The organism is Burkholderia pseudomultivorans, assembly GCF_001718415.1.
Taxonomy (GTDB): Bacteria; Pseudomonadota; Gammaproteobacteria; order Burkholderiales; family Burkholderiaceae; genus Burkholderia; species Burkholderia pseudomultivorans_A.
Genome location: NZ_CP013378.1, coordinates 190,316 through 212,050, shown reverse-complemented (window position 1 = coordinate 212,050; position 21,735 = coordinate 190,316). Strand labels below are relative to the sequence as shown.

Below are 21,735 nucleotides of genomic sequence, written 5' to 3'. Positions count from 1 at the left end.
GGTGCTGGTCATCGTGCACCTCCGAGCGCGTCCTGCGCTTCCTCGCGCTCGTCGTCGGCAGGCACCGACGCGCCCTTGTCGAGATCGGCCGGCACGTCGAGATCGACCGGCACCGCGGGGAACGCGCCGCCTTCCGAGCGGAAGCGCTTCAGCTGGTACACCCACGCGAGCACTTCGGCGACGGCCGCGTACAACGAGCCGGGAATCTCGCGTTCGAGTTCGACGTTGTGATAGAGCGCCCGCGCGAGCGGCGGTGCTTCGAGCAGCGGCACGTTGTGTTCGGCCGCGAGTTCGCGGATCCGGGCGGCGACGAGGTTCACGCCCTTCGCGACGACCTTCGGCGCGCGCATCTCGCCGTCCGTGTACTGCAGCGCGACCGCGAAGTGCGTCGGGTTCGTGACGACCACGTCGGCCTTCGGCACGGCCGCCATCATCCGGCGGCGCGCGATCGCGCGCTGCTGCTGGCGGATGCGCCCCTTCACGTGCGGGTCGCCTTCGTTCTCGCGATGTTCGCGCTTCACTTCTTCCTTCGTCATGCGCAGCTTCTTGTTGTACTGCCAGAGTTGATACGGCACGTCGAGCCCGGCGACCACCAGCATCCCGGCGACGGTCGTGCCGCAGCACACGGCGACCAGGTGCAGCGCATCGACGAGCGCCGCGTCGAGCGGCTGGGTCGCGAGGCCGAGCAGCTCGTCCTTGCTGCGCCAGATCGCGATGCCGCCGATCCCGCCGACGACGAGCGTCTTCGCGATCGACATCCCGAGCTGGATCGGCCCCTGGATCGAGAAGATCCGGCCGAGGCCCGAGATCGGGTTCAGCCGGTCGAACTTCAGCTCGAAGGTTTTCTGCGAAATCAGCCAGCCGCCGAGCGCCATCGGCGCGAGCAGCGCCGCCAGCCCGGTCAGCGCGAGGATCGGCAGCAGCGCGGCGAAGCCTTCGAGGCTCGCGCTGCCGGCTGCCGACAGCATCCGGTGCGTATCGAACGCCGTCGCGCGGTCGAACGAGAACGCGCCGCGCAGCATCGTCTGCAGATGCGCGCCCGACGGGCCCGCGAGCAGCCATGCACCGTAGAACCCGGCCGCGAGCAGCGCGAACGAAGCCAGCTCGCGCGAACGCGCGACCTGCCCCTCCTCGCGCGCCTTCTCGCGGCGTCTCGGAGTGGCGGCTTCGGTTCTGTCGAGATCGCTCTCGTCTGCCACGGTGCCTCCAGTCGGGTACGGCGGAATGCCGCTTTCCAGTGACACCGATTATTCATGGAGGCGTCAAACGCCGATCGGTCGAGCAAAGCCGGGAAAGGGGGGTATTTCGGGGAATCGGGCGGGTCGGTGCGGGGCCGCCCGACGGCCGGCAACCAGGGGATGCGCGGTATGCGCACGGCGAGCCGCGCGCGAATGAAAAAAGGGGGCGATTCGATCGCCCCCTTTGCTGCCTGCTGCCGCTCGTGTCGCTCAGAACCCGACGTAGGGTGCTGCGCCGCCCATCGACGTGCGGTCCATCCCGATGTAGATCGTCTTGCCGTAGAAGTGCGGCAGGCCGAGATCCAGCCACGACGACGGGTTCGTCGTCGGCGTCGAGCTCATCGGGCCGGCGATGTCGTTGAACGCGAACGTCGACGAGTTCGAGAACAACGTATCCGCGTTCGCCACGGGCATCGACACGTTGCCGGTCGTGCCGTTCTTGCCGGCCAGCGTCGCCGTATAGGTGACGGTCGACGACGGGCAGTAGAAGTCCCGGTTGGTCGTACAGATCGTCTGCGAATCGTCGAAGAAGTACGCATTGGAGCCCGTATCGAAAAACGCGCCGCCGCCGTTCGCGGTCAGCAGCGAGCGCCCCTGGAACGTCGCATCGACGTCGCCCGCCGTCGTCGAATTCAGCACGGTCGATGCGCCGAGCGCGTTGTTGCTCTGCGTGCCGATCCCGAAGATCAGCTGGCCCGTCGCGCTCGCCTGTCCGCTGCTCGACACGGCCGGCATCTTCACGATCACGCCATTGTTGTCGTTCGCGAAACGATGAACCGGATTGGCGACCACCTGCGACTGCGACACGAGCGTCGTCGCGCAGCTCGAATTGCCGTTCGGACAGGCATAGTAGTTGCTGTTCGCCGCCGACGACGCGTTCGTGCAGCTGCTGCCGCAGTCGTACGGCGCGGGCCCGACGCCGAGGATCCCGTTCGCGCCGAGCGCGCTCGCCGAGTTGGCCGACGCGCGGTTCCCCGCGCACGAGCTCGGCACGTTGGTCGTGCCGAGATCGCCGATGATCTGCACCGGCAGCGAACCGGCCTGCTCGCCGCCGATCGTCAGGTCGACGGTGCGCACCGACCCCCACGTATAGCTCGACACGAACATCCCGCATTCGGCAAGCGGCGCGCCGCCGCTGGTCGACTGCGGCAAGGCGCCGAGGATGCCCGACACCGCGGAGCCGACGAGCCGCAGCCCGTACGACGCGGTATCGACGAGCACGTGGTCGACGACCTGGCAGTTCGACGTGCCCGGCGCGCAGATCGTCACGCTCACCGTCGGAATGTTGATCACGTTCGACACGCCGGTGCCGACCGTGATGGTCGCCGTGTTCGCGGTATTGCCCGACGCGCCGCTGCCGCTGCCGCTGCCCGAACCGGACCCGCTGCCGCCGCCGTTGCCGTTGCCGCTGCCGCCGTCTCCGCCGCCGCACGCCGTCACGACCAGGGCCGTCGCGGCCGCGAGACTCAGCAGGCCGAACCAGCGCATGAATGTACGAGGAATTCGCAAGATCGCTCTCCCGCTGTCACTGGATGTCGTTGCCGGTCAGCCCGGCAGGCAGCGCCGTCGGCAGCCATGCCTGCCCCGAGAAGGCGCCCATGTGGCCCCCCGTCCGGATCACGAGGTCGCTGGTGCTGACGGACACGGGCGCGCGCCAGCCGCGCGCCGCATGCGCGGCCTCGACGCCGGCGGTGTACTGCGGGAAATAGCTGCCGAGCAGCGAGGCGAGGTCGGGCATCGTCGGCCCGTGCCAGGCGAGGCCGAACACGGTGCCGGAAACCGATGTGTACTCGTGGATGACGGTGCCCGACCCGAGCGTGATCTCGCGCACCGTATAGGCGGCCGCGCTCGCCTGCGCGCCGTCGGCCGAGCGCATGGCGCGCTGCGTCGCGCGCACGGTGGCGGCCGGATCGTTCGCCGGCGGCGACATCGGCGCGCCGCCCAGTTCCGCGTGCGCGTGGACCGCCCACAGCACGCCCATTGCCGCCGCCGCGTGTGCGGCGCCCCAGCCCAAACGTTTCAGCTTCACGTTCCCCCCCAGGGACTCGCCCGATGCAGGCGCCCGCGCCGGCCATCGCGAAAGTCGTATAAATGACGTTTTGTTGCCGCTGACGCGTAGTATGCCTGCTGACCGTGGCGGCGTGTCAATTCGGCCGGCGCAGCGAAACCCGGCGGGCCGACCGGCGAGGCCGGACGGTCTGCGCAGCGGGCGCCCGAGGGGGTGGCGCGCCCGCTGCGCGCGTCAGAAGCCGAGGCTCGCGAGCAGGTCGTCGACCTGCGCCTGGTCCTGGACGACGTCGGAGCGGCCTTCCGGCGCGATCTGCGGACCGTTCAGCAGCGACTGGGGGCTGCCGGTCGCGCTCGTCTGCTCGGCCTCGAGCGCGAGCGCGGCGGCGGTCGCCGCGAACTGCTCGCGCCGTTCCGGCGCGATATTCTCGACCAGCACGGTCAGCAGCTGCTGCTCGATCAGGTAGACCATGTCCATGATCTTCTTGATCACCTGCCCGGTCAGGTCCTGGAAATCCTGCGCGAGCATGATCTCGAGCAGCTGCGCGTTGGTCGCCGCGGTCGCGTCCGGCAGCGCATGCAGGAACGCGCGCGTGTCGTCCATCAGCTCGCGCACCTCCGCATGCTCGATCGGCGCCGCGTACCACTGCGTCCAGCGCCCGTCGAGCGCCTCGGCCTCGTTCTGGATGCGCTCCTGCACCGGCTTCGCGATCTCGATCGCGTTGAGCACGCGCTCGGCGGCCTGCTCGGTCATCGTCGCGACGTAGCGCAGCCGGTCGCGCGCGTCCGGCACGGCTTCCGCCGCGCGCTCGACGTGCTTGTCGAGCCCGAGCTCGCGCATCGAGTCGCGCAGCGTGCGCGTCACCTGGCCGATGCGCGCGAGGATGCGGTCGCTCGCGAGATCGGCGCCTTCGGGCTGCCCGTCGGGACTCACCCCGGCGCCGGCCAGCGCGGCATGGATCGGCTCGTTCACGTCAGCTCCCGGCCTTCGCCATCTTGTCGATGATCTTGTTCAGCTTCTCGTCGAGCGTCGCGGCCGTAAACGGTTTCACGACATAGCCGCTCGCGCCGGCCTGCGCGGCCGCGATGATGTTCTCCTTCTTCGACTCGGCCGTGACCATCAGCACCGGCAGGTGCGTGAGCGTCGCGTCCGCGCGGATTTCCTTCAGCATCGCGAGGCCGTCGAGGTTCGGCATGTTCCAGTCGGAAATCACGAAATCGAAGCCGCCGCCGCGCAGCCGTGCGAGGCCGGCCGCGCCGTCCTCGGCCTCGTCGACGTTCGTGTAGCCCAGTTCCTTGAGCAGGTTGCGGACGATCCGGCGCATCGTCGGGAAATCGTCCACCACCAGGATTTTCATGCTCTTGTCCATCGTCGTTCCTTTCCAGATTCGTTTCCGTCGAGGCGCGCCGCGCGGCGCGCCCCGTCACATCTCGTTCAAACGCGCTGCACGCGGTCGCCCATCGTCGCGAGCCGCGCCATCACGCGCCGGCTCATTTCGGCGAGCGGCGCAACCTCGTCGGCGCCGCCGAGCGCGATCGCCTCGCGCGGCATCCCGAACACGATGCAGCTCGCCTCGTCCTGCGCGAACGTGTGTGCGCCCGCGCGTTTCATGTCCAGCAGCCCGGCCGCGCCGTCGCGGCCCATCCCCGTCAGGATCACGCCGATCGCGTTCTTGCCCGCATGCGTCGCCGCCGAGCGGAACAGCACGTCGACCGACGGCCGGTGACGGTTCACCGGCGGCTCGTCCGACAGCTGCGCGATGTAGTTCGCGCCGCTTCTCGCGAGCAGCAGGTGCGCATGGCCCGGCGCGATGTACGCGTGGCCCGGCAGGACGCGCTCGCCGTGCTCGGCTTCCTTCACCGCGATCCGGCACAGGCCGTTCAGCCGCTGCGCGAACGACTTCGTGAAGCCGGGCGGCATGTGCTGCGCGATCAGCACGGCCGGCGCGTCGGGCGGCAGCGGCGTCAGCACCTCGCGGATCGCCTCGGTGCCGCCCGTCGACGCGCCGATGATGATCAGCTTCTCGGTACTGACGAGCGGGTTGTTGATCATCGGCGCGGCCGGGTGCCCGCCCGCCGCGCGCGCGGCAGCCGCCTGCGGCTGCGGCGCCTGGCGCACGCGGGCGCGCGACGCCGCGCGGATCTTGTCGGCGAGCTTTTCCGCGTAGTCCAGCATGCCGTCGCGGATCCCGACGCGCGGCTTCGTGACGAAATCCACCGCGCCGAGCTCCAGCGCGCGCAGCGTGATCTCCGAGCCGCGCTCGGTCAGCGACGACACCATCACGACCGGCATCGGCCGCAGGCGCATCAGCTTCTCGAGGAAGTCGAGCCCGTCCATGCGCGGCATCTCGACGTCCAGCGTCAGCACGTCGGGATTGTGCTGCTTGATGAGTTCGCGCGCGACCAGCGGATCGGGCGCGGTCGCGCACACCGTCATGTCGGGCTGGCCGTTGATGATCTCGGTCATCAGGCTGCGGATCAGCGCCGAGTCGTCGACGCACAACACTTTGATCTTCTGCACTACGTTCACGCCTCCTGCTTCTTCGATGGGGTCGCGGCATACGGGCTGCCGGCATACGGGCTCCCGGCATACGGGCTCCCGGCGTACGGGCTTCCGGCGCGTACAGCGCCCGCACCGCCGCCCGCGCTTCCCGCGCTCGCATTGCGCGCGCCGAACAGCTCGATGCGCGGGCGCGCCGGCGGCGGCGCGGCCGGCCGCTTCGCCTGGAACAGCTCGACCTGCGCGCGCGACCGCGCGGCGCGGGCCCGTTCGGCATCGCGCGCAAGCGCGGCTTCGCGCTCGGCGACGCCCGGCACCTGCAGGCGCAGCTTCTTCACCATCGCGCGCCCCGTATGCGGCATGAACGCGACCTTGCGCGGATGCACGCCCTGCAGGTCCTCCGCGGTGATGCGGATGCGCTCCAGCGCGAGATAGCGGCGCACGAATTCCGCGTTGCGGTCGCCGATGTTGATCGTCGTCATGCCGGCCAGCACGGCCGCGCCGCCGAACACCTTCGCCTCGAAACGCTCGCGGCGGCCGCCGGCCTTGATCAGCTCGTTGATCAGCACTTCCATCGCGTACGCGCCGTAGCGCATCGACTCCGACGCCGCCGCGCCGGGATCCGCGCCGTCGTCGGGCAGCATGAAGTGGTTCATCCCGCCGATGCCCGCGAACGGATCGTGCAGGCATGCGGCGACGCACGAGCCGAGCACGGTCATCAGCACCATGTCGTCGGCGGTCGTGTAGAACTCGTTCGGCAGCAGCTTCACGCCCGGCAGGCCGAAGTGGTTGTCGAAGTAGCGATTGGTCGCGATCGGCAGCACGCTCATCCGCGCTCTCCGGCGGCGGGCGCGGCCCGCAGGCGCGCGCGCGGCGCGGCGATATCCGCCGACGGCGCGGGTGCGCCGCGCAGGCGTGCGCCCGGTGCGGCATCGCGCGTCAGTTCGTAGACCGTCTGCCCGCGCAGCCGGAACGCCTGCGTCACGTAAGTGAAGTTCTCCGAATGGCCGGCGAACAGCAGGCCGCCCGGCTTCACCAGCGGCTCGAAGCGCGCGAGCACCTGCCCCTGCGTCGGCTTGTCGAAGTAGATCATCACGTTGCGGCAGAAGATCGCGTCGAACGGCTTCGCGATCCCGTAGTCCGCATCGGTCAGGTTCAGCTGCTCGAAGCGAATCATCGCGCGCAGTTCGGGGCGCACCTTCACGCGGCCCGCCTGCGCGCCCGTGCCCTTCAGGAAGAAGCGCTTGAGCCGTTCCGGCGACAGGTGCTTGACCTGGTCGTACGTGTAGATGCCGGCCTCGGCCTTCGCGAGCACCTGCGTGTCGAGGTCGGTCGCGAGGATCGACGCGCTGCGCGCCGCCGATTCGCCGAGCGCCTCGATCAGCGTGATCGCGATCGAATACGGCTCCTCGCCGGTCGACGCAGCCGAGCACCATACCGACACCGGCGCCGCGCGCCCCTTCACGAACTCCGCGAGGATCGGGAAATGGTGCGACTCGCGGAAGAACGCGGTCAGGTTGGTCGTCAGCGCGTTGGTGAACGCCTCCCACTCGTCCGGATCGTTTTCCTGTTCGAGCTGGTCGAGGTAGTCGCGAAACGTGTCGAGACCGCGCGCGCGCAGCCGGCGCGCCAGGCGGCTGTACGCCATGTCGCGCTTGTGCTCGGACAACGAGATGCCCGCGCGGCGGTGGATCAGCGCACGGATGCGCGCGAAGTCCGCGCCCGTGAACGCGAAGTCGCGCCCCGGCTCGCCCGCGCGTGGCGAGGCATCCGGTGCATCGGGTCGAAACGGTGCGCGCGCGGGCTGCATGGCTTAGAAGGTCTCCCAGTCGTCGTCCGCCGTGCCGGCCGCGGCCAGCGCCGGCTTCTCGCCGTGCAGCGCCGGACGCAGCAGGGCGGGCTTCGCAGCCGGCGCAGGCGCGGGAGCGGCGGACGCCTTCGCGAGGCGCGGCCCGTAGCCGCCGGCGGACGCGGCGCCGCGACCGGCCGGCGCCTCCTTCGCGGCGGCGGTGCGGACGCCGGCTTCCGCCGTGCGCTTCGGTTCGTGGCTCGCGGCAGCGGCCGCGCCGGACGATGTCGCGGCAGCGGCGCGACGCGCCGGTTGCGCGGCCGGTTGTGCGGCCGACTGCGGCGCCGGCAGCGCGGCGACCGGCTCGGCGGCGTGACGTGCGGCCGGCTCGGCCGCCGGCGCACGCGCGGGCGACGACGCGAGCGCGATGCCGCCCGCGACGCGCCAGCCCGACACGATCGCCTTCATCTGGCGCGTCTGCTCCTCGAGCGACGCGGCCGCGGCCGCCGCCTGCTCGACCAGCGCCGCGTTCTGCTGCGTGACGGCATCCATCTGGCCGACCGCGCGGTTGACCTGCTCGATGCCGGTCGACTGCTCGTCGGACGCGGCGCTGATCTCGCCCATGATGTCGGTCACGCGGCGCACGGCCTGCACGATCTCGTCCATCGTCGAGCCGGCGCGCGCGACGAGCGCCGAGCCGCTTTCGACCTTGTCGGCAGAATCGCCGATCAGCTGCTTGATTTCCTTCGCGGCGCTCGCGCTGCGCTGCGCGAGCGAGCGCACCTCGCCCGCGACGACCGCGAAGCCGCGGCCCTGTTCGCCCGCCCGCGCGGCTTCGACCGCCGCGTTCAGCGCGAGGATGTTGGTCTGGAACGCGATGCCCTCGATCGTGCCGATGATGTCGACGACCTTGCCCGAGCTGACCGCGATGTCCTGCATCGTCGACACGACCTGGCCGACCACCTCGCCGCCCTGCGTCGCGATGTCCGACGCGTTCACCGCGAGCTGGCTCGCCTGCCGCGCGTTCTCCGCGTTCTGCCGCACGGTGCCGGTCAGCTGCTCCATGCTCGACGCGGTTTCCTGCAGCGACGCGGCCTGCTCCTCGGTGCGCTGCGACAGGTCGGTGTTGCCGGTCGCGATCTCGCGCGCGCCGACGTCGATCGACTCGGTGCCGCGATGCACGGCCTGCACCATCGCCGTGACCGCATCCTGCATCCGCTTGATGCCGCCGAACAGGCGGCCGATCTCGTTCGTGCTGAACACGTGCACCGGCTGCGTCAGGTCGCCGCCGGCGATGCGCTCGAAGTGGCCGATCGCGTCCTCGAGCGGCTTCACGATCAGCCCGCGCAGCGCGAAGCGGATCGCGATCACGACCACGAACGCGAGCGCGATGCCGGCCGCGATCAGCGCGATCATCAGCGAGATCTGCGACTGCGTGGCCGCCTGGCGCTGTTCGGCGCGCTTTTGCAGCGACGCGATCACGGCCGACGCGGCCTGGTCGTACGCGACGAACATCGGGCTGATCTTCGTGTCGGCGACCGCGTGGTACGCGGCCATGTCGCCCGCGCGCGCGGCCGCGAACTCGGGCTCGACGCCTTCCTTCACGATCGTCGCGTAGCGCGCCGCCAGCTCGTCGACGAGCGCCGGCTCGATGCCGAGCTTCGGCGTCGCCTGGAACGCCTGCCAGTTCTGGTTCGACTTCGTGTACAGCTCCTGCGCGCGGTCGAGTACCTTGCCCGCCTCGGCCGTGTTGCCGGCCTCGGTCAGCGAGCGGAAGCGGTCGAGCGACACGCGCGCGCGCAGCAGATACGACGAGGTGTCGTCGAGCGTGTGGATCGCGGGCAGGTCGACGTGCGCGATCTCGTCGAGCGAGCGGCTCGCGTGATTCAGCGCGAACAGGCCGAGCCCGCCGACGGCTGCGGCCAGCGCCACGAGGATGAGTCCGACCGCCGTCAGCGTCGTGCGGATCGACCAGTTGTGCAACATCGCAGATTCTCCCGGAATGGCCGGCGCTTACGCGCCGAGCGTCTCGATCAGCGCCATTTCGCGGCTCGACATCAGCTTCTCGATGTCCATCAGGATCAGCATCCGGCCGTCGACCGTGCCGAGCCCCGTCAGGTACTCGGTCGTCAGCGTCGCGCCGAATTCCGGCGCCGGCATGATCTGGTCGGTCTGCAGCGTCAGCACGTCCGACACGCCGTCGACCACCATCCCGACCACGCGGTGCGCGACGTTCAGGATGATCACGACGGTCTGGTGGTCGTACTCGACGCGGCCGAGGTGGAACTTGATGCGCATGTCGACGATCGGCACGATGATGCCGCGCAGGTTGATCACGCCCTTGATGAATTCCGGCGCGTTCGCGATGCGCGTCACGCTGTCGTAGCCGCGGATTTCCTGCACCTTCAGGATGTCGATCCCGTATTCCTCGTCGCCGAGCGTGAACACGAGGAATTCCTGGCCCGTCGCGTCGCCCTGCTCCGCGTCGCGGCGGCCGGTCGTCGCATTGGCCGCGCTCGCCGCGGCCGGATTGATCATTTGGACTTCAGCAGACACGTTTGCCCCCAATCGGTTGAATGGCGAGAGTCAGAACATCGCGAGCTCGGCGCCCGCTCGGGCGCCGTGCGTCGCACGGGTTTCGCGGTTCAGCGCCGCGACGTCGACGATCAGCGCGACGCTGCCGTCGCCGAGGATGGTCGCCGCCGAGATGCCGTGCACCTTGCGGTAGTTGGTTTCGAGGTTCTTCACGACCACCTGCTGCTGGCCGACCAGCTCGTCGATCAGCATCGCGAAGCGGCGCCCCTCGGTTTCCATGATCGTGACGATCCCCTGCGTCGGGTCGGTGCGCGCGTCCTCGACCGAGAACACTTCGTGCAGCGCGACGAGCGGCAGGTATTCGCCGCGCACGCGCACCACGCGCTCGCCGTTGCCGACCGTGTAGATGTCGTCGTTCGACGGCTGCAGCGACTCCATCACGAAGTTCAGCGGCAGGATGAAGATCTCGCCGCCGACCTTCACCGACATCCCGTCGAGGATCGCCAGCGTGAGCGGCAGCACGATCCGCGTGGTCGTGCCGCGGCCGGCCTGCGAGGAGATCTCGACATGGCCGCCCATCGACTGGATGTTGCGCTTCACGACATCCATCCCGACGCCGCGGCCCGACACGTCGGTCACCGTCTCGGCGGTCGAGAAGCCCGGCGCGAAGATCAGCTGCCAGACTTCGTCGTCGCTGATGTTCTCGGGAATCTGCATGCCCTGCTTCGCGGCCTTCGCGAGGATCCGCTCGCGATTCAGGCCCGCGCCGTCGTCGCTGACCTCGATCACGATGTTGCCGCCGTGATGCGCGGCCGACAGCACCAGCTGGCCGACCGCATCCTTGCCGGCGGCGACGCGCTTGTCGACCGTCTCGATGCCGTGGTCGAGACTGTTGCGCACGAGGTGCGTGAGCGGATCGATGATCCGCTCGATCAGGCTCTTGTCGAGTTCGGTCGCCTGGCCGAACGTGACCAGCTCGACCTGCTTGCCGAGCTTGCCGGCCAGGTCGCGCACCAGGCGCGGGAAGCGGCTGAACACGTAGTCCATCGGCATCATGCGGATCGACATCACCGCTTCCTGCAGGTCGCGCGCGTTGCGCTCGAGTTGCGCCATCCCGTTGAACAGGCGGTCGTGCAGCGCCGGATCGAACGCGCTCGCGGTCTCCGCGAGCATCGCCTGCGTGATCACCAGTTCGCCGACGAGGTTGATCAGCTGATCGACCTTCTCGACGCCGACGCGGATCGAGCTGCCTTCGCCGCCCGACGCGGCCGCGGCGGCCGGGCGCGCGCGCTTGTCGTCGTGGTGCGCGTGCGGCGGCGCGGCCGGCGCTTCGGGCTCGGCGTGCGGCGCGGGCTGCGATGCGGCGGCAGCCGGCGCGGGCGTCGCGGCCGGTTGCGGTGCGGCGGCGGCCGGTGTGGGCGCGGCCGGGGCCGCTTCCGCGACCGCCGGGGTCGCTGCCGCTGGCGCGGCGGCCGGCTGCGCGGCCGGCGCCGTGCCGCGCGCGATGCGGATCTGGCTTTCGTCGATCACGAAGCAGCACACCGCGACGATGTCGTCGGACGGCACGTCCGATTCGAGCCACAGCGTGAGATCGGCGCCCGCCGTCTCGCGGCCGACGATGCGGCCGAGATTGCCGAGTTCCTCGGCGAGCAGCGCCTGGTCCTTCGCGTCGACGCCCGACAGCGTGATCTTGAGGTGCGGGCCGTCGTCGCCGGCCGCGGCGGACGGCGCGCCGCCGGCGACCGGATGCGCGGCCGCGACGGCCTGCTCGACGACGTGATCGGGCACGCGCGCGCCGGCGGCAGGCGCGGCGGGCGCCGGCGCCGCCGCTTCCACGGGGGCAGCGGGGGCGGCCGGTTCTGCCGGCGCGCCCTCGCCGCTCTCGGCCTTCAGCCGCTCGAGCTTCGCGCAGATCGCCGCGGCGGCGGCCGCGTCGGGCTCCGCGCTCGCGCGATAGTCGACCAGCTGGTCGGACAGCACGTCCTTGGTCTCGAGGAACGCGTCGACCATCTCCTTCGTCAGCGTCAGCTCGTGGTTGCGCGCGCGGTCGAGCAGCGATTCGAGGATGTGCGTCGTCTCGGTGAGCGCGGTGAAGCCGAACGTCGCCGCGCCGCCCTTGATCGAATGCGCGGCGCGGAAGATCGCGGCCAGATCCTCCGGGTCGGGCGCGCCGACGTCGAGGTTCAGCAGCAGCTGCTCCATCTGCGCGAGCAGCTCGTCCGCTTCGTCGAAGAATGTCTGGTAGAACTGAGTGATGTCGAGAGTCATGCCCGGTTACCGGTTGGATGCATCGCGTTCATGTCAGGTGGCGGCCGGCTCGGACAGCGTCGCGACCAGCTCGACCAGCACGGTCGGGTCGATCGGCTTCTCGATCCAGCCGGTCGCGCCCGCGTCGCGTGCGGCGGCCTTGAAGGCGTCGCTGCCCTCGGTCGTCAGCACGAGGATCGGCGTGTCCGCGTAGGCGCTCAGCCGGCGCAGCGCGGCGATCACCTCGAGCCCGCTCTTGCGCGGCATGTTCTGGTCGGTCAGCACGAGGTCGTACGGCACCGTGGCGGCGAGGTCGAAGCCGGCCTCGCCGTCGGGTGCCACCGTCACGTCGTAGCCGGCCTGCGCGAGCGTCGCCTGCAGCAGCGCGCGCATGGTCGCGGAGTCGTCGATCGCGAGAATGGTCCGGATCATGCGAACCTCCGCCGGGCTGCCGCGGAAAGGCTGGCCGCCCTGTCGGTCGGCAACGGACGAAGTGCGCGTGAAAGTCGTTTCATCGGAGTCTCGAATCGGGTCAACGTCAGGGTTTCGGCGCGGATGCGGCGAGCGCGGGCGGCGCCGGCCGCGCGGCCGGCGACGGGCCGGCGAGCTGCTGCGCGAGCAGCTTCGAGCCCGCGGCGTCGGCCGACAGCGTGGTGGTCGTCGCGTCGTCGCGCATCAGCGCCTCTTCGGATTTGCGGTTCAGCACGATCACGCTGATCCGGCGGTTCTCCGGATCGAGCGGGTCGGCCTTGTTCAGGTTCTGCGTCGACGCGAGGCCGATCACGCGCATCACCTTCGCCTCGTCCATGCCGCCCGCGATCAGCTCGCGGCGCGACGCGTTCGCGCGGTCGGCCGACAGCTCCCAGTTGCTGTAGCCGCCCTCGCCGCCCGCATACGGCACCGCGTCGGTGTGGCCCTGGACGACGATGCGGTTCGGCACGTCGTTCAGCGTCTTGCCGATCTCGCGCAGGATGTCGCGCATGTACGGCTCGACGCGATCGCTCGACATCGCGAACATCGGCCGCTTCTGCGTATCGACGATCTCGATGCGCAGCCCGAGCAGCGTCGAGTCGATGCGGATCTGCTGCTTGAACTGGCGCAGCGTCGGGTTCGCCTCGATCGCGGCCATCAGCTTGATCTGCAGGTCGTGCAGGCGCGCCTGCTCGCGCCGTTCGAGCGCACCCTGCAGCTGCGCCTGCGCGGCCTCGTCGACCGGCTTCGCGACGCGCTCGGCGAGCGGCGTCGTGCCGTCGGTGCGGCGCAGCGTGCCCGCGTCGACGCTCGACAGGTCGCGCCCGCCGCCGTTGATGATGCTCGAGTCCTGCGAGCTGCGGTCGCCGCTGCCGAACAGCGCGGCCTTCAGCGGCGTGTTGAAGTATTCGGCGATGCCCTTCAGCTGCACCGGCGTGACCGCGCTCAGCAGCCACATCAGCAGGAAGAACGCCATCATCGCGGTCATGAAATCCGCGTACGCGAGTTTCCATGCGCCGCCATGATGGCCCTTCTTCTGCGGGGCCACCCGCTTGACGACGATCGCGCGATCCTTGCTCTTGCTCATCGGCCGCTCCGCGTCACTTCGCCTTCACGCGGCGCACGTGCTCTTCGAGCTCGGCGAACGACGGCCGCTCGGTCGAGAACAGCACCTTGCGGCCGAACTCGACCGCGATCGCCGGCGCGTAGCCGTTCAGGCTCGCGAGGATCGTCACCTTGATGCACTGGAACATCTTGGTCGACTCGGCCACGCGCTGCTCGGCGAGGCTCGCGAGCGGGCCGATCAGCCCGTACGACAGCAGGATCCCGAGGAAGGTGCCGACCAGCGCCTGCGCGATCATCGCGCCGAGCACCGCGGGCGGCTTGTCGGCCGACGCCATCGTGTGGACCACGCCCATCACCGCCGCGACGATGCCGAACGCCGGCATCGCGTCGCCGACGCGCATCAGCGCGTGCGCGGGGCCCTCGCCTTCCACGTGGTGCGTCTCGATCTCCTCGTCCATCAGGCTCTCGATCTCGAACGCGTTCATGTTGCCGCCGACCATCAGCCGCAGGTAGTCGGTCAGGAACTCGACGATGTGGCGGTCGGCGAGGATCTTCGGGTATTGCGTGAAGATCGGGCTCTTGTCCGGATCGTCGATGTCGGCCTCGAGCGTCAGCGTGCCTTCCTTGCGCGCCTTCGCGAGCAGCACGTACAGCAGCGCCATCAGCTCCATGTACACGTCCTTCGTGTATTTCGAGCCCTTGAACAGCGTCGGCAGCACGCGCAGCGTCGCCTTGATGGTCTTGATGCCGTTGCCGAGGATGAATGCGCCGACGCCGGCGCCCGCGATCATCAGGATCTCGAGGGGCTGGACCAGCGCGCCCAGATGCCCGCCTGCCAGCGCATAACCGCCGAAGACGGACAACAGCGTCACGAGTGTTCCTACGATAATCAGCACTGCCTGTCCCTCACGAATGACCGGCGGGGAGGCCGCCGTTAAGTGGTTTACGGCAGTCGGCAGGAAAACTTTCGCGCTCGCGCGGCGGCGTCCGGACGGTGTTTACCAGCAATCCGCAGCCGGTATGCGACGCCGGCCGCGACGTCGCGGATTCGGCGCGAACCCCGCCCGGCGGGGCTCAGGCGGCAGCGGCGGCCAGTTCCGCGCGGGCGGCGGCGGCCTTGCGGGTCTTGCCCGCGCGCGACGGCGGCTGGCACAGGCCGCAGACGAAACCTTGATGCGGATCATGCGCATGCGCGACGAAATGGCCGCCGCAACGCGTGCACGGCGTCATCTGCAGCATCCCCGAATCGAAGAAGCGCACCAGCGTCCAGGCGCGCGTGAGGCTCAGCGCGGCCTCGTCGCCGGACAGCGACACGTGTTCCAGATAGAGGCGGTAGGCCTTCACGATCGCCTGGATCGGCTCGCAGCGGCCGTGGTCCTGCATGAACCGGTAGATGTTGTAGAACAGCGACGAGTGGATGTTCGGCTGCCACGTCATGAACCAGTCGGTCGAGAACGGCAGCATCCCCTTCGGCGGCGAGACGCCCTTCAGTTCCTTGTACAGCTTGATCAGACGATCCCGCGACAGGCTCGTCTCCGCCTCCAGCAATTGCAGCCGGGCGCCCAGTTCGATCAGTTCGATGGCGAGGGTGATTTCCTTCACCTCGATCACGACGCTTTTGCTTGCCATGGTGATAACCGTTCGCGTGTCGTTGTTCGTTCGGATAGCCGCGCGCATGCGCCGCCCGCCGACGCGGCGCGCCGGGACAGACGCAGGGCGGAAAAAGGATCAGCGGACGCTTTCGACCGGCTGGCCGGCCATCAGGATGGCCGAGTGCGCGTGCGTGACGACGTCGCTGCGCCCTTTGTCGGCGAGCGACGACAGCAGCGCGTGATCGTCGAAGCGGAAGCGGCACAGCATCTGGTTCGATGCGGCGAGCTTCACGGTCTGCGCGAGCGTGAGGTTCGACAATACGTCGGCGAGCTCCTGCGAGATGCCCATGCGGAACATCCCCATCGCCTTGTCTTCGCGCAGCAGGCGCTGTGCGAGGAGCAGGTACGACAGATTGACCTCTTTGATCTCACCGAGCATTTCGCTGGTCGCGCTCATGATTCCCCCGTTTGCAAATTCACTGCCTTGGCCATTCATGTTATGAAAACGTTTGCTCGATCGCCGCGCCCTCGGCGCGCCGTCGGCATCTTTATAAGTCTTACAGGGCGAATTTTGGCCAAACGGGATTTATGCCGGTATCAGCGAAGTGGCGTATGCCGTGCAGGATTTGTCTGTAAACCGTGTAGGAATTTTTCCGACAAGGTCGATGACAGCGCGCAATGGAAAGGAAAATGGGCTGGCGAATTCGGCGCCGGATGCGCCGCCATGCCGGGGAAGGCCGCCCGGCAAGGCTGCCGGCCGATAAATCGGTAAAAATTATAGTGCTTTTTCACGCTGGCGCAACAATTCTTATTACTATCGCCACGCGTGTTTATGCGCACTATTTCTCGGGGTTTTTGCGTATTTCATCGTGTAACAAGCCTTAAGTGTTTGAAAAAACACTCGAACCCCGCAGGCTGATCCCGATAATGAACTCCAATGGGCGGCGGCGCGAGCCGTGCCGGCCCGCCCCGCAGCCTGCCGCCCGGCGCCCCGCACACCTTGTTCGAGGGCCGGCCGCGCACCGCAGAAGGTGCCGCCGGCAGGTTCCGCAAACCGGTTCCGGATCGGAAACGGGCGCGACGCGCCGACGCCGATCCACACAGGAGAACGTCCATGCGCATTGCCCAGATCGCGCCGCTCTACGAAGCCGTCCCGCCGAAACTCTACGGCGGCACCGAACGCGTCGTGTCCTACCTCACCGAGGCGCTCGTCGACCTCGGCCACGACGTGACGCTGTTCGCCAGCGGCGACTCGGTCACCTCGGCCCGCCTCGAGGCGGCCTGGCCGCGCGCGCTGCGCCTCGACCCGTCGATCCGCGATTCGATGGCGCCCCATATGCGCCTGATCGAACAGGTGGCGCGCGTCGCCCACGAGTACGACGTGCTGCACTTCCACCTCGACTACCTGCCGTTCCCGCTGATGTCGCGCCTCGACGTGCCGTACGTGACGACGCTGCACGGCCGCCTCGACCTGCCCGAGCTGCAGCCGGTGTTCGACGCGTTCCCCGACGCGCCGGTCGTGTCGATCTCGAACAACCAGCGCAAGCCGCTGCCGCAGGCCGCGTGGGCCGGCACCGTCTATCACGGGCTGCCCGACACGCTGCTCACGCCGCGCAAGGACGTGAAGCCCGAATATCTCGCGTTCCTCGGCCGGATCTGCCCCGAAAAGCGCGTCGATACCGCGATCCGGATCGCCGCGCAAAGCGGGCTGCCGCTGAAGATCGCCGCGAAGGTCGACAAGGCCGACGCCGACTACTTCAAGGAAGTGATCGAGCCGCTGCTCGGCCAGGCGCACGTCGAATTCATCGGCGAGATCAACGAGGCGCAGAAGCCCGAATTCCTGTCCGGGGCGAAGGCGCTGCTGTTCCCGATCGACTGGCCGGAGCCGTTCGGCCTGGTGATGATCGAGGCGATGGCCTGCGGCACGCCGGTCGTCGCGTTCAACCGCGGCTCGGTGCCGGAGGTGATCGAGGACGGCGTGACGGGCTTCATCGTCGAGGACGTGCAGGGTGCGGTCGGCGCGCTGCACCGGATCGACAGCCTGTCGCGCGACGCGATTCGCGGCCGTTTCGAGACGCGTTTCAGCTCGAAGGCGATGGCGCAGCGCTATGTCGAAACCTACGAATCGCTTTGCGCGACGAGCCGGCAACCGGCACTGCGCCGGGTTGCCGGTGCCTGACACCGGAATATGGCAGGAAATATTCGGTAAAAATCGCGCGCGAAATCGGCGCGCGAAAAACCAAAGAGGCAACCAAAGAGCCGCATCGACGATGCGGCTCTTTCTTTTTACCTTTCAGTCATTCCATCAGGAAACGATCGCGGTTTTTGCCGGCGATCCAATTCGGCGGCTTGCCGCGGCCACTCCATGTCGCGCCCGTCTTCGGATCGCGATATTTCGGCGGCAGCGGCGCCTTTTTCGGCGGGCGGCCGCGTCGCGCTCGTTCCGCGAATCCCAGGTCCTGGGCCGTCAACCCGTATTCGGCAATCATGCGCTGGACGTCCGCGATGACGGCCGCCACTTCCTGACGACGCACCTCGTCCGCCTGAGCCTGCAAATCTGCGATCTGCGCCTTGAGTTTCGCGTATTGAGACATTTTTCGACTCCCCTTTTCCATGATGCGGCCCGGCGAATCCGCCGGGACACGGCCACCCGCTACGTCATCCGCACTGCCACCGTGTCCTTCGAAATAAATGCAGGCATTTTTAACCGATTCGCGTATATCGAGAATGCGGACTTATTCTAATAAAGCCGATTCCCCGGCCATTCAAATTTAACAATCGTTGACCCTCCCGGCCTCGATTCATTTCCTATAATCCAGACCAATTCCGGCGGATGGATAAATGTATCGCCGCCGCCGGTTTGTCTTCAATCCACTTGAACGAGGTCCTTACATGAATCTTTCTCAGCGGCTCGCTGCAGAGGTATTCGGCACGTTCTGGCTGGTGCTCGGCGGGTGCGGCAGCGCCGTGCTGGCCGCCGCCTTCCCGGGCCTCGGCATCGGCTTTGCCGGCGTCGCGCTGGCCTTCGGCCTGACCGTGCTGACAATGGCGTTCGCGATCGGCCATATTTCCGGATGCCACCTGAACCCGGCCGTGAGCGTCGGCCTGACGGTCGCCGGCCGCTTCCCGGCTCGCGACCTCGCGCCGTACATCGTCGCGCAGGTCGTCGGCGCGACGCTCGGCGCCTTCGTGCTGTACCTGATCGCAACCGGCAAGCCGGGCTTCGACGTCGTCGGCAGCGGCTTTGCGACGAACGGCTTCGGCGAACGCTCGCCGGGCCACTACTCGCTCGGCGCATCGTTCATCTGCGAAGTCGTGATGACGGGCTTCTTCCTGTTCGTGATCCTCGGCGCGACCGACAAGCGCGGCGTGCCGGCCGGCTTCGCGCCGATCGCGATCGGGCTGTGCCTGACGCTGATTCACCTGATCTCGATCCCGGTCACCAACACGTCGGTGAACCCGGCGCGCTCGACCGGCCCGGCGCTGTTCGTCGGCGGCGATGCGATCGGCCAGCTCTGGCTGTTCTGGGTGGCGCCGCTGATCGGCGCGGCTCTGGCCGGGATCATCTACCCGCTGGTCGCGGGGCGTGACGACGCCGTCGACCTGCTGCCGGCATCCGCTCGCACAAGCGAATAAAACACTACGGGGTCACGCGAGCAGAGCAGCGAGCCTCACGCTGTCGAACAAGATCCGAGGCAAGTCATTTCAACGGGCGCCGCTGGCGCCCGTTTTTCATTGCTGCGCGAACGGGCGCGCTCAGGACGCGGCGACCTTGTCCTCGAGCGAGAACAGCGTGCGCAGGTGCCGCGCGACGCCCGCGTCGAAGTTGTTGCCGATGCGCGGGATATGCGGCAGGCGCGCGATCAGGTCGGGGTTCGCGTTGTTCATCATGAACGCGTGACCGGCGGTTTCGAGCAGGTCGATGTCGTTCATGTTGTCGCCGAACGCGATGCAGTGGCCGGCATCGACGCCGAGCCGCCCGAGCACCGCGCGCAGCGCACGCCCCTTCGACACGTTCGCGGTCATCACCTCGAGGCAGTCGGGCAGCGAGTACGTGACGTACAGCGCATCGCCGTAGCGCACCTGCATCTGCTCGGCGACCACCGCCAGATCGGCCGGATCGCCGATGTACAGCACCTTCGCGATATCGGCGCCGTCGTGCGCGGCCATGTCGATCACGTCGTACCGGAAACCCGAGTCCTGGTGGAATTCGAGCAGGTGCGGCGCGTCGCGGTCGATCAGCCAGCCCTGGTCGGTGAACAGGTTGACGATCACGCGGCCGTGCGCGCCGGCGACTTCCGGCTGCACGAGGCCGCGGACGATCGCCGGGTCGATGTCCTGCGCGTGAATCGTCGTGTCGTCGGGCGCATGCACACGCGCGCCGTTCGACGTGATCAGGTACGGCCGGATGCCGAGCACGTCGCGGATGCCCGCGACGTCCGCGTAGTGACGCCCGGTCGCGATCACGAACTGCAGGCCGTCGCGGTCGAGCCGGCGGACAGTCTCGATCGTGTACGGATCGAGCTGGTGATCGCTGTTGAGCAGGGTGCCGTCGAGATCGGTGGCGATGACTTTGTACATGGGGCGGGGCGGAAGACGCGCATAGGTCTGCGGAATCGCCATTTTAACGTCGTGCGGGGGTGGGCGTTGGGTGGTTGGCGGGAAGGGGCGGCGGTCGGTCGGAGGTTGCCTGTTATCCGGTCGGTCGGGGCGATCGCGTTTCGCCGGGCGCCAGATCGCTCCGGTCAGTTGCCGGTTGCCGGTGGGCCGGTCCAGTCGATCGGCTTGCGCCGGTCGCCGGATCGCCGGATCGCCGGACCGCCGGACCGCCGGATCGCCGGGTCGCCGGGTCGCCGGGTCGCCGGGGCGCCGGGGCGCCGGGGCGCCGGGACGCCGGGACGCCGGGACGCCGGGGCGCCGGGTCGCCAGATCGCCAGATCGCCAGATCGCCAGATCGCCAGATCGCCAGTTCGCCAGTTCGCCAGTTCGCCAGTTCGCCAGTTCGCCAGTTCGCCAGTTCGCCAGTTCGCCAGTTCGCCAGTTCGCCAGTTCGCCAGTTCGCCAGTTCGCCAGTTCGCCAGGCCGTCGGGGCGGTCGGCCGTCGTGTCTGCGATGGATCGGTCCACCGGATTGTGCCGATGATCCCGTGGCCGCCGCTCATCAACCCGCTCAGGTCGACAACCGGCCTCGGCGGCCGGCCCGGCCGTGTCGGTCGTCGAGGCCAAGCCGCGCCCACTCTCGGCCGAAACCGCCGCTGTCAGCCGCCGTCAACCTCCCTCCGCCGCCCGCAACGCCTGCAGCGCGAGCCGCAACGCGCCGTGCGCGGAGTCCTCCAGCGGCGCGCGCAACCGCGCGACGTGACGCGCCGGCACGGCCGGCGCCAACGGCTCGGCCAGCCCGCCGCACAGCGCGACCGGCAGCGCACCTTCCGGATCGAGCGCATCGATCATCTTGCCGATCTCCTCGCCGGCCTGCGCGATCAGCGCGCCCGCGACGGGATGCGAACGATGCGCGAACACGAGCGGCGCGAGGCGCGCGTAGATCGTCTGGTTCGCGTCGCACGACCACTGGACCAGCGCGTCGCGATCCTGCGCGCCCGTTTCGGCGAGCAGCGCCTGCGCAAACGCGTCGCGCGGTACGCGCCCGTCGAGCGCCTGCTGCGCGTAGGCGAGCGCGCGCATGCCGAGCCATGCGCCGCTCGCCTCGTCGCCGGACGGGAAGCCGAAGCCGCCCGCGATCCGGCAGACGCCGCCCGCGTCGAGCGCCGCCGCGATGCTGCCGGTGCCGAGCGCGACGATCAGCCCCGGCGCGCCGCCATGCCCGCCGACGACCGTCGTATACGCATCGCTTTCGATCGCGAGTGCGGCGAGCGGCGCCTGCGCGCGGAACGCGGCCAGCCACGCCGCATTGTTGACGCCGGCAAGCCCGCAGCCGAGCGCGCACTGCGACCAGTCGAACGCGAGTCCCGCGTGCGTGAACGCGTCCGCGCAGGCCGCGCCGATCGACGCCCACGCGCGCTCGATGCCGAGGCCGAGCCCCGACGGGCCGCCGCGCCCCTGCGCGAGTTCGCGCCCGTGCCGATCGGCCAGCACCGCGCGCGTGCCGGTGCCGCCGCCGTCGATGCCGATCGCAAAAAGTAATGCCGTCATGCGTTGATCCCGCTGATTCGAACAGGCGCCAAGCTTAACCGGATCGGCGCCGCGCGCCCATCTGCCGTTCGGCCGGCTGTTCCGCGAACGGGGCTTCCGCTATGCTGGCGCGGTCGAATCGATACGGGAAACGGGGCACACG

22 protein-coding genes are annotated in these 21,735 nt (G+C 69.0%); 2 read left to right on the top strand and 20 right to left on the bottom strand.

All coding sequences use genetic code 11. The features are described from left to right. Positions 1-8 precede the first annotated feature (8 nt). The 16 genes from flhB to flhD form a co-directional block, all read right to left on the bottom strand. Positions 9-1,199: a flagellar biosynthesis protein FlhB gene (gene flhB, locus WS57_RS13910; RefSeq protein ID WP_040126436.1), complete on the bottom strand. Its 1,191-nt coding sequence runs from the start codon at positions 1,197-1,199 to the stop codon at positions 9-11. A gap of 249 nt (positions 1,200-1,448) precedes the next feature. Then, positions 1,449-2,747, bottom strand: coding sequence for a DUF3443 domain-containing protein (locus WS57_RS13905; RefSeq protein ID WP_059603531.1), 1,299 nt, complete (start codon positions 2,745-2,747; stop codon positions 1,449-1,451). A gap of 16 nt (positions 2,748-2,763) precedes the next feature. Continuing rightward, entirely contained in the window at positions 2,764-3,267 is a 504-nt protein-coding gene (locus WS57_RS13900; RefSeq protein WP_059514779.1) for a DUF2844 domain-containing protein, read from the bottom strand. 213 nt (positions 3,268-3,480) lie between these two features. Further along, positions 3,481-4,218, bottom strand: coding sequence for a protein phosphatase CheZ (gene cheZ / locus WS57_RS13895; protein WP_009688644.1), 738 nt, complete (start codon positions 4,216-4,218; stop codon positions 3,481-3,483). Between the two features lies 1 nt (position 4,219). Next, positions 4,220-4,615, bottom strand: coding sequence for a chemotaxis response regulator CheY (gene cheY, locus WS57_RS13890; RefSeq protein WP_006754880.1), 396 nt, complete (start codon positions 4,613-4,615; stop codon positions 4,220-4,222). A 65-nt stretch (positions 4,616-4,680) separates the two neighbouring features. Further along, positions 4,681-5,712, bottom strand: a complete 1,032-nt coding sequence (locus WS57_RS13885; protein ID WP_269466199.1) for a protein-glutamate methylesterase/protein-glutamine glutaminase — start codon at positions 5,710-5,712, stop codon at positions 4,681-4,683. A gap of 59 nt (positions 5,713-5,771) precedes the next feature. Next, on the bottom strand, positions 5,772-6,575 hold the full coding sequence (cheD, locus tag WS57_RS13880) for a chemoreceptor glutamine deamidase CheD (protein WP_069244422.1): 804 nt from the start codon (positions 6,573-6,575) through the stop codon (positions 5,772-5,774). Next, the gene (locus WS57_RS13875) at positions 6,572-7,555 is read right to left on the bottom strand and encodes a CheR family methyltransferase (protein ID WP_059514776.1); all 984 of its coding nucleotides are present in this window, start codon (positions 7,553-7,555) and stop codon (positions 6,572-6,574) included. Before WS57_RS13875 ends, cheD begins: the two co-directional genes overlap by 4 nt. A gap of 3 nt (positions 7,556-7,558) precedes the next feature. Further along, entirely contained in the window at positions 7,559-9,520 is a 1,962-nt protein-coding gene (locus WS57_RS13870) for a methyl-accepting chemotaxis protein (RefSeq protein WP_069244421.1), read from the bottom strand. A gap of 27 nt (positions 9,521-9,547) precedes the next feature. Further along, entirely contained in the window at positions 9,548-10,072 is a 525-nt protein-coding gene (gene cheW, locus WS57_RS13865; protein WP_009692472.1) for a chemotaxis protein CheW, read from the bottom strand. A gap of 48 nt (positions 10,073-10,120) precedes the next feature. Continuing rightward, positions 10,121-12,337: a chemotaxis protein CheA gene (gene cheA, locus WS57_RS13860; RefSeq protein WP_069244420.1), complete on the bottom strand. Its 2,217-nt coding sequence runs from the start codon at positions 12,335-12,337 to the stop codon at positions 10,121-10,123. A 33-nt stretch (positions 12,338-12,370) separates the two neighbouring features. Next, positions 12,371-12,748: a response regulator gene (locus WS57_RS13855; RefSeq protein ID WP_009690413.1), complete on the bottom strand. Its 378-nt coding sequence runs from the start codon at positions 12,746-12,748 to the stop codon at positions 12,371-12,373. A 106-nt stretch (positions 12,749-12,854) separates the two neighbouring features. After that, the gene (gene motB, locus WS57_RS13850) at positions 12,855-13,874 is read right to left on the bottom strand and encodes a flagellar motor protein MotB (RefSeq protein WP_040126428.1); all 1,020 of its coding nucleotides are present in this window, start codon (positions 13,872-13,874) and stop codon (positions 12,855-12,857) included. Between the two features lie 13 nt (positions 13,875-13,887). After that, a complete protein-coding gene (motA, locus tag WS57_RS13845) occupies positions 13,888-14,748 on the bottom strand; it encodes a flagellar motor stator protein MotA (RefSeq protein WP_009690410.1) in 861 nt (286 codons plus the stop codon). A 178-nt stretch (positions 14,749-14,926) separates the two neighbouring features. Beyond that, entirely contained in the window at positions 14,927-15,481 is a 555-nt protein-coding gene (gene flhC, locus WS57_RS13840; protein ID WP_040126427.1) for a flagellar transcriptional regulator FlhC, read from the bottom strand. A gap of 99 nt (positions 15,482-15,580) precedes the next feature. Further along, positions 15,581-15,901, bottom strand: coding sequence for a flagellar transcriptional regulator FlhD (gene flhD / locus WS57_RS13835; protein WP_009690407.1), 321 nt, complete (start codon positions 15,899-15,901; stop codon positions 15,581-15,583). Between the two features lie 657 nt (positions 15,902-16,558). Between flhD and WS57_RS13830 the strand changes: the two genes are divergently transcribed. Further along, positions 16,559-17,623, top strand: coding sequence for a glycosyltransferase family 4 protein (locus WS57_RS13830; RefSeq protein WP_040126426.1), 1,065 nt, complete (start codon positions 16,559-16,561; stop codon positions 17,621-17,623). 118 nt (positions 17,624-17,741) lie between these two features. Here the strand turns inward: WS57_RS13830 and WS57_RS13825 are convergent, their stop codons facing one another. Next, positions 17,742-18,038 carry an H-NS histone family protein gene (locus WS57_RS13825; protein ID WP_009690405.1) on the bottom strand — a complete coding sequence of 99 codons (297 nt, stop codon included), beginning with the start codon at positions 18,036-18,038 and terminating at the stop codon, positions 17,742-17,744. 298 nt (positions 18,039-18,336) lie between these two features. Between WS57_RS13825 and aqpZ the strand changes: the two genes are divergently transcribed. Beyond that, positions 18,337-19,080: an aquaporin Z gene (aqpZ, locus tag WS57_RS13820; protein WP_009690404.1), complete on the top strand. Its 744-nt coding sequence runs from the start codon at positions 18,337-18,339 to the stop codon at positions 19,078-19,080. 120 nt (positions 19,081-19,200) lie between these two features. Here aqpZ and WS57_RS13815 read toward each other — a convergent pair whose 3' ends face one another. The 3 genes from WS57_RS13815 to WS57_RS13810 form a co-directional block, all read right to left on the bottom strand. Then, complete coding sequence (locus WS57_RS13815; RefSeq protein WP_009690403.1) at positions 19,201-20,025, bottom strand: Cof-type HAD-IIB family hydrolase; 825 nt, start codon at positions 20,023-20,025, stop codon at positions 19,201-19,203. Between the two features lie 164 nt (positions 20,026-20,189). Continuing rightward, positions 20,190-20,669, bottom strand: a complete 480-nt coding sequence (locus WS57_RS35775) for a hypothetical protein (RefSeq protein WP_155774307.1) — start codon at positions 20,667-20,669, stop codon at positions 20,190-20,192. A gap of 42 nt (positions 20,670-20,711) precedes the next feature. Beyond that, positions 20,712-21,593, bottom strand: coding sequence for a BadF/BadG/BcrA/BcrD ATPase family protein (locus WS57_RS13810; RefSeq protein WP_069244419.1), 882 nt, complete (start codon positions 21,591-21,593; stop codon positions 20,712-20,714). Positions 21,594-21,735: the final 142 nt, after the last annotated feature.

What these genes read in the sequence shown, in the direction of transcription:
- cheY (WP_006754880.1), bottom strand. Translation starts at nt 4,615, where the DNA reads ATGGACAAGAGCATGAAAATCCTGGTGGTGGACGATTTCCCGACGATG.
- motB (WP_040126428.1), bottom strand. Translation starts at nt 13,874, where the DNA reads ATGAGCAAGAGCAAGGATCGCGCGATCGTCGTCAAGCGGGTGGCCCCG.
- WS57_RS13815 (WP_009690403.1), bottom strand. Translation starts at nt 20,025, where the DNA reads ATGTACAAAGTCATCGCCACCGATCTCGACGGCACCCTGCTCAACAGC.
- WS57_RS13810 (WP_069244419.1), bottom strand. Translation starts at nt 21,593, where the DNA reads ATGACGGCATTACTTTTTGCGATCGGCATCGACGGCGGCGGCACCGGC.
- aqpZ (WP_009690404.1), top strand. Translation starts at nt 18,337, where the DNA reads ATGAATCTTTCTCAGCGGCTCGCTGCAGAGGTATTCGGCACGTTCTGG.
- WS57_RS13885 (WP_269466199.1), bottom strand. Translation starts at nt 5,712, where the DNA reads ATGACCGAGATCATCAACGGCCAGCCCGACATGACGGTGTGCGCGACC.
- WS57_RS13870 (WP_069244421.1), bottom strand. Translation starts at nt 9,520, where the DNA reads ATGTTGCACAACTGGTCGATCCGCACGACGCTGACGGCGGTCGGACTC.
- cheA (WP_069244420.1), bottom strand. Translation starts at nt 12,337, where the DNA reads ATGACTCTCGACATCACTCAGTTCTACCAGACATTCTTCGACGAAGCG.
- WS57_RS13830 (WP_040126426.1), top strand. Translation starts at nt 16,559, where the DNA reads ATGCGCATTGCCCAGATCGCGCCGCTCTACGAAGCCGTCCCGCCGAAA.
- flhD (WP_009690407.1), bottom strand. Translation starts at nt 15,901, where the DNA reads ATGAGCGCGACCAGCGAAATGCTCGGTGAGATCAAAGAGGTCAATCTG.
- cheW (WP_009692472.1), bottom strand. Translation starts at nt 10,072, where the DNA reads ATGATCAATCCGGCCGCGGCGAGCGCGGCCAATGCGACGACCGGCCGC.
- WS57_RS13875 (WP_059514776.1), bottom strand. Translation starts at nt 7,555, where the DNA reads ATGCAGCCCGCGCGCGCACCGTTTCGACCCGATGCACCGGATGCCTCG.
- WS57_RS13855 (WP_009690413.1), bottom strand. Translation starts at nt 12,748, where the DNA reads ATGATCCGGACCATTCTCGCGATCGACGACTCCGCGACCATGCGCGCG.
- flhC (WP_040126427.1), bottom strand. Translation starts at nt 15,481, where the DNA reads ATGGCAAGCAAAAGCGTCGTGATCGAGGTGAAGGAAATCACCCTCGCC.
- cheD (WP_069244422.1), bottom strand. Translation starts at nt 6,575, where the DNA reads ATGAGCGTGCTGCCGATCGCGACCAATCGCTACTTCGACAACCACTTC.
- WS57_RS13825 (WP_009690405.1), bottom strand. Translation starts at nt 18,038, where the DNA reads ATGTCTCAATACGCGAAACTCAAGGCGCAGATCGCAGATTTGCAGGCT.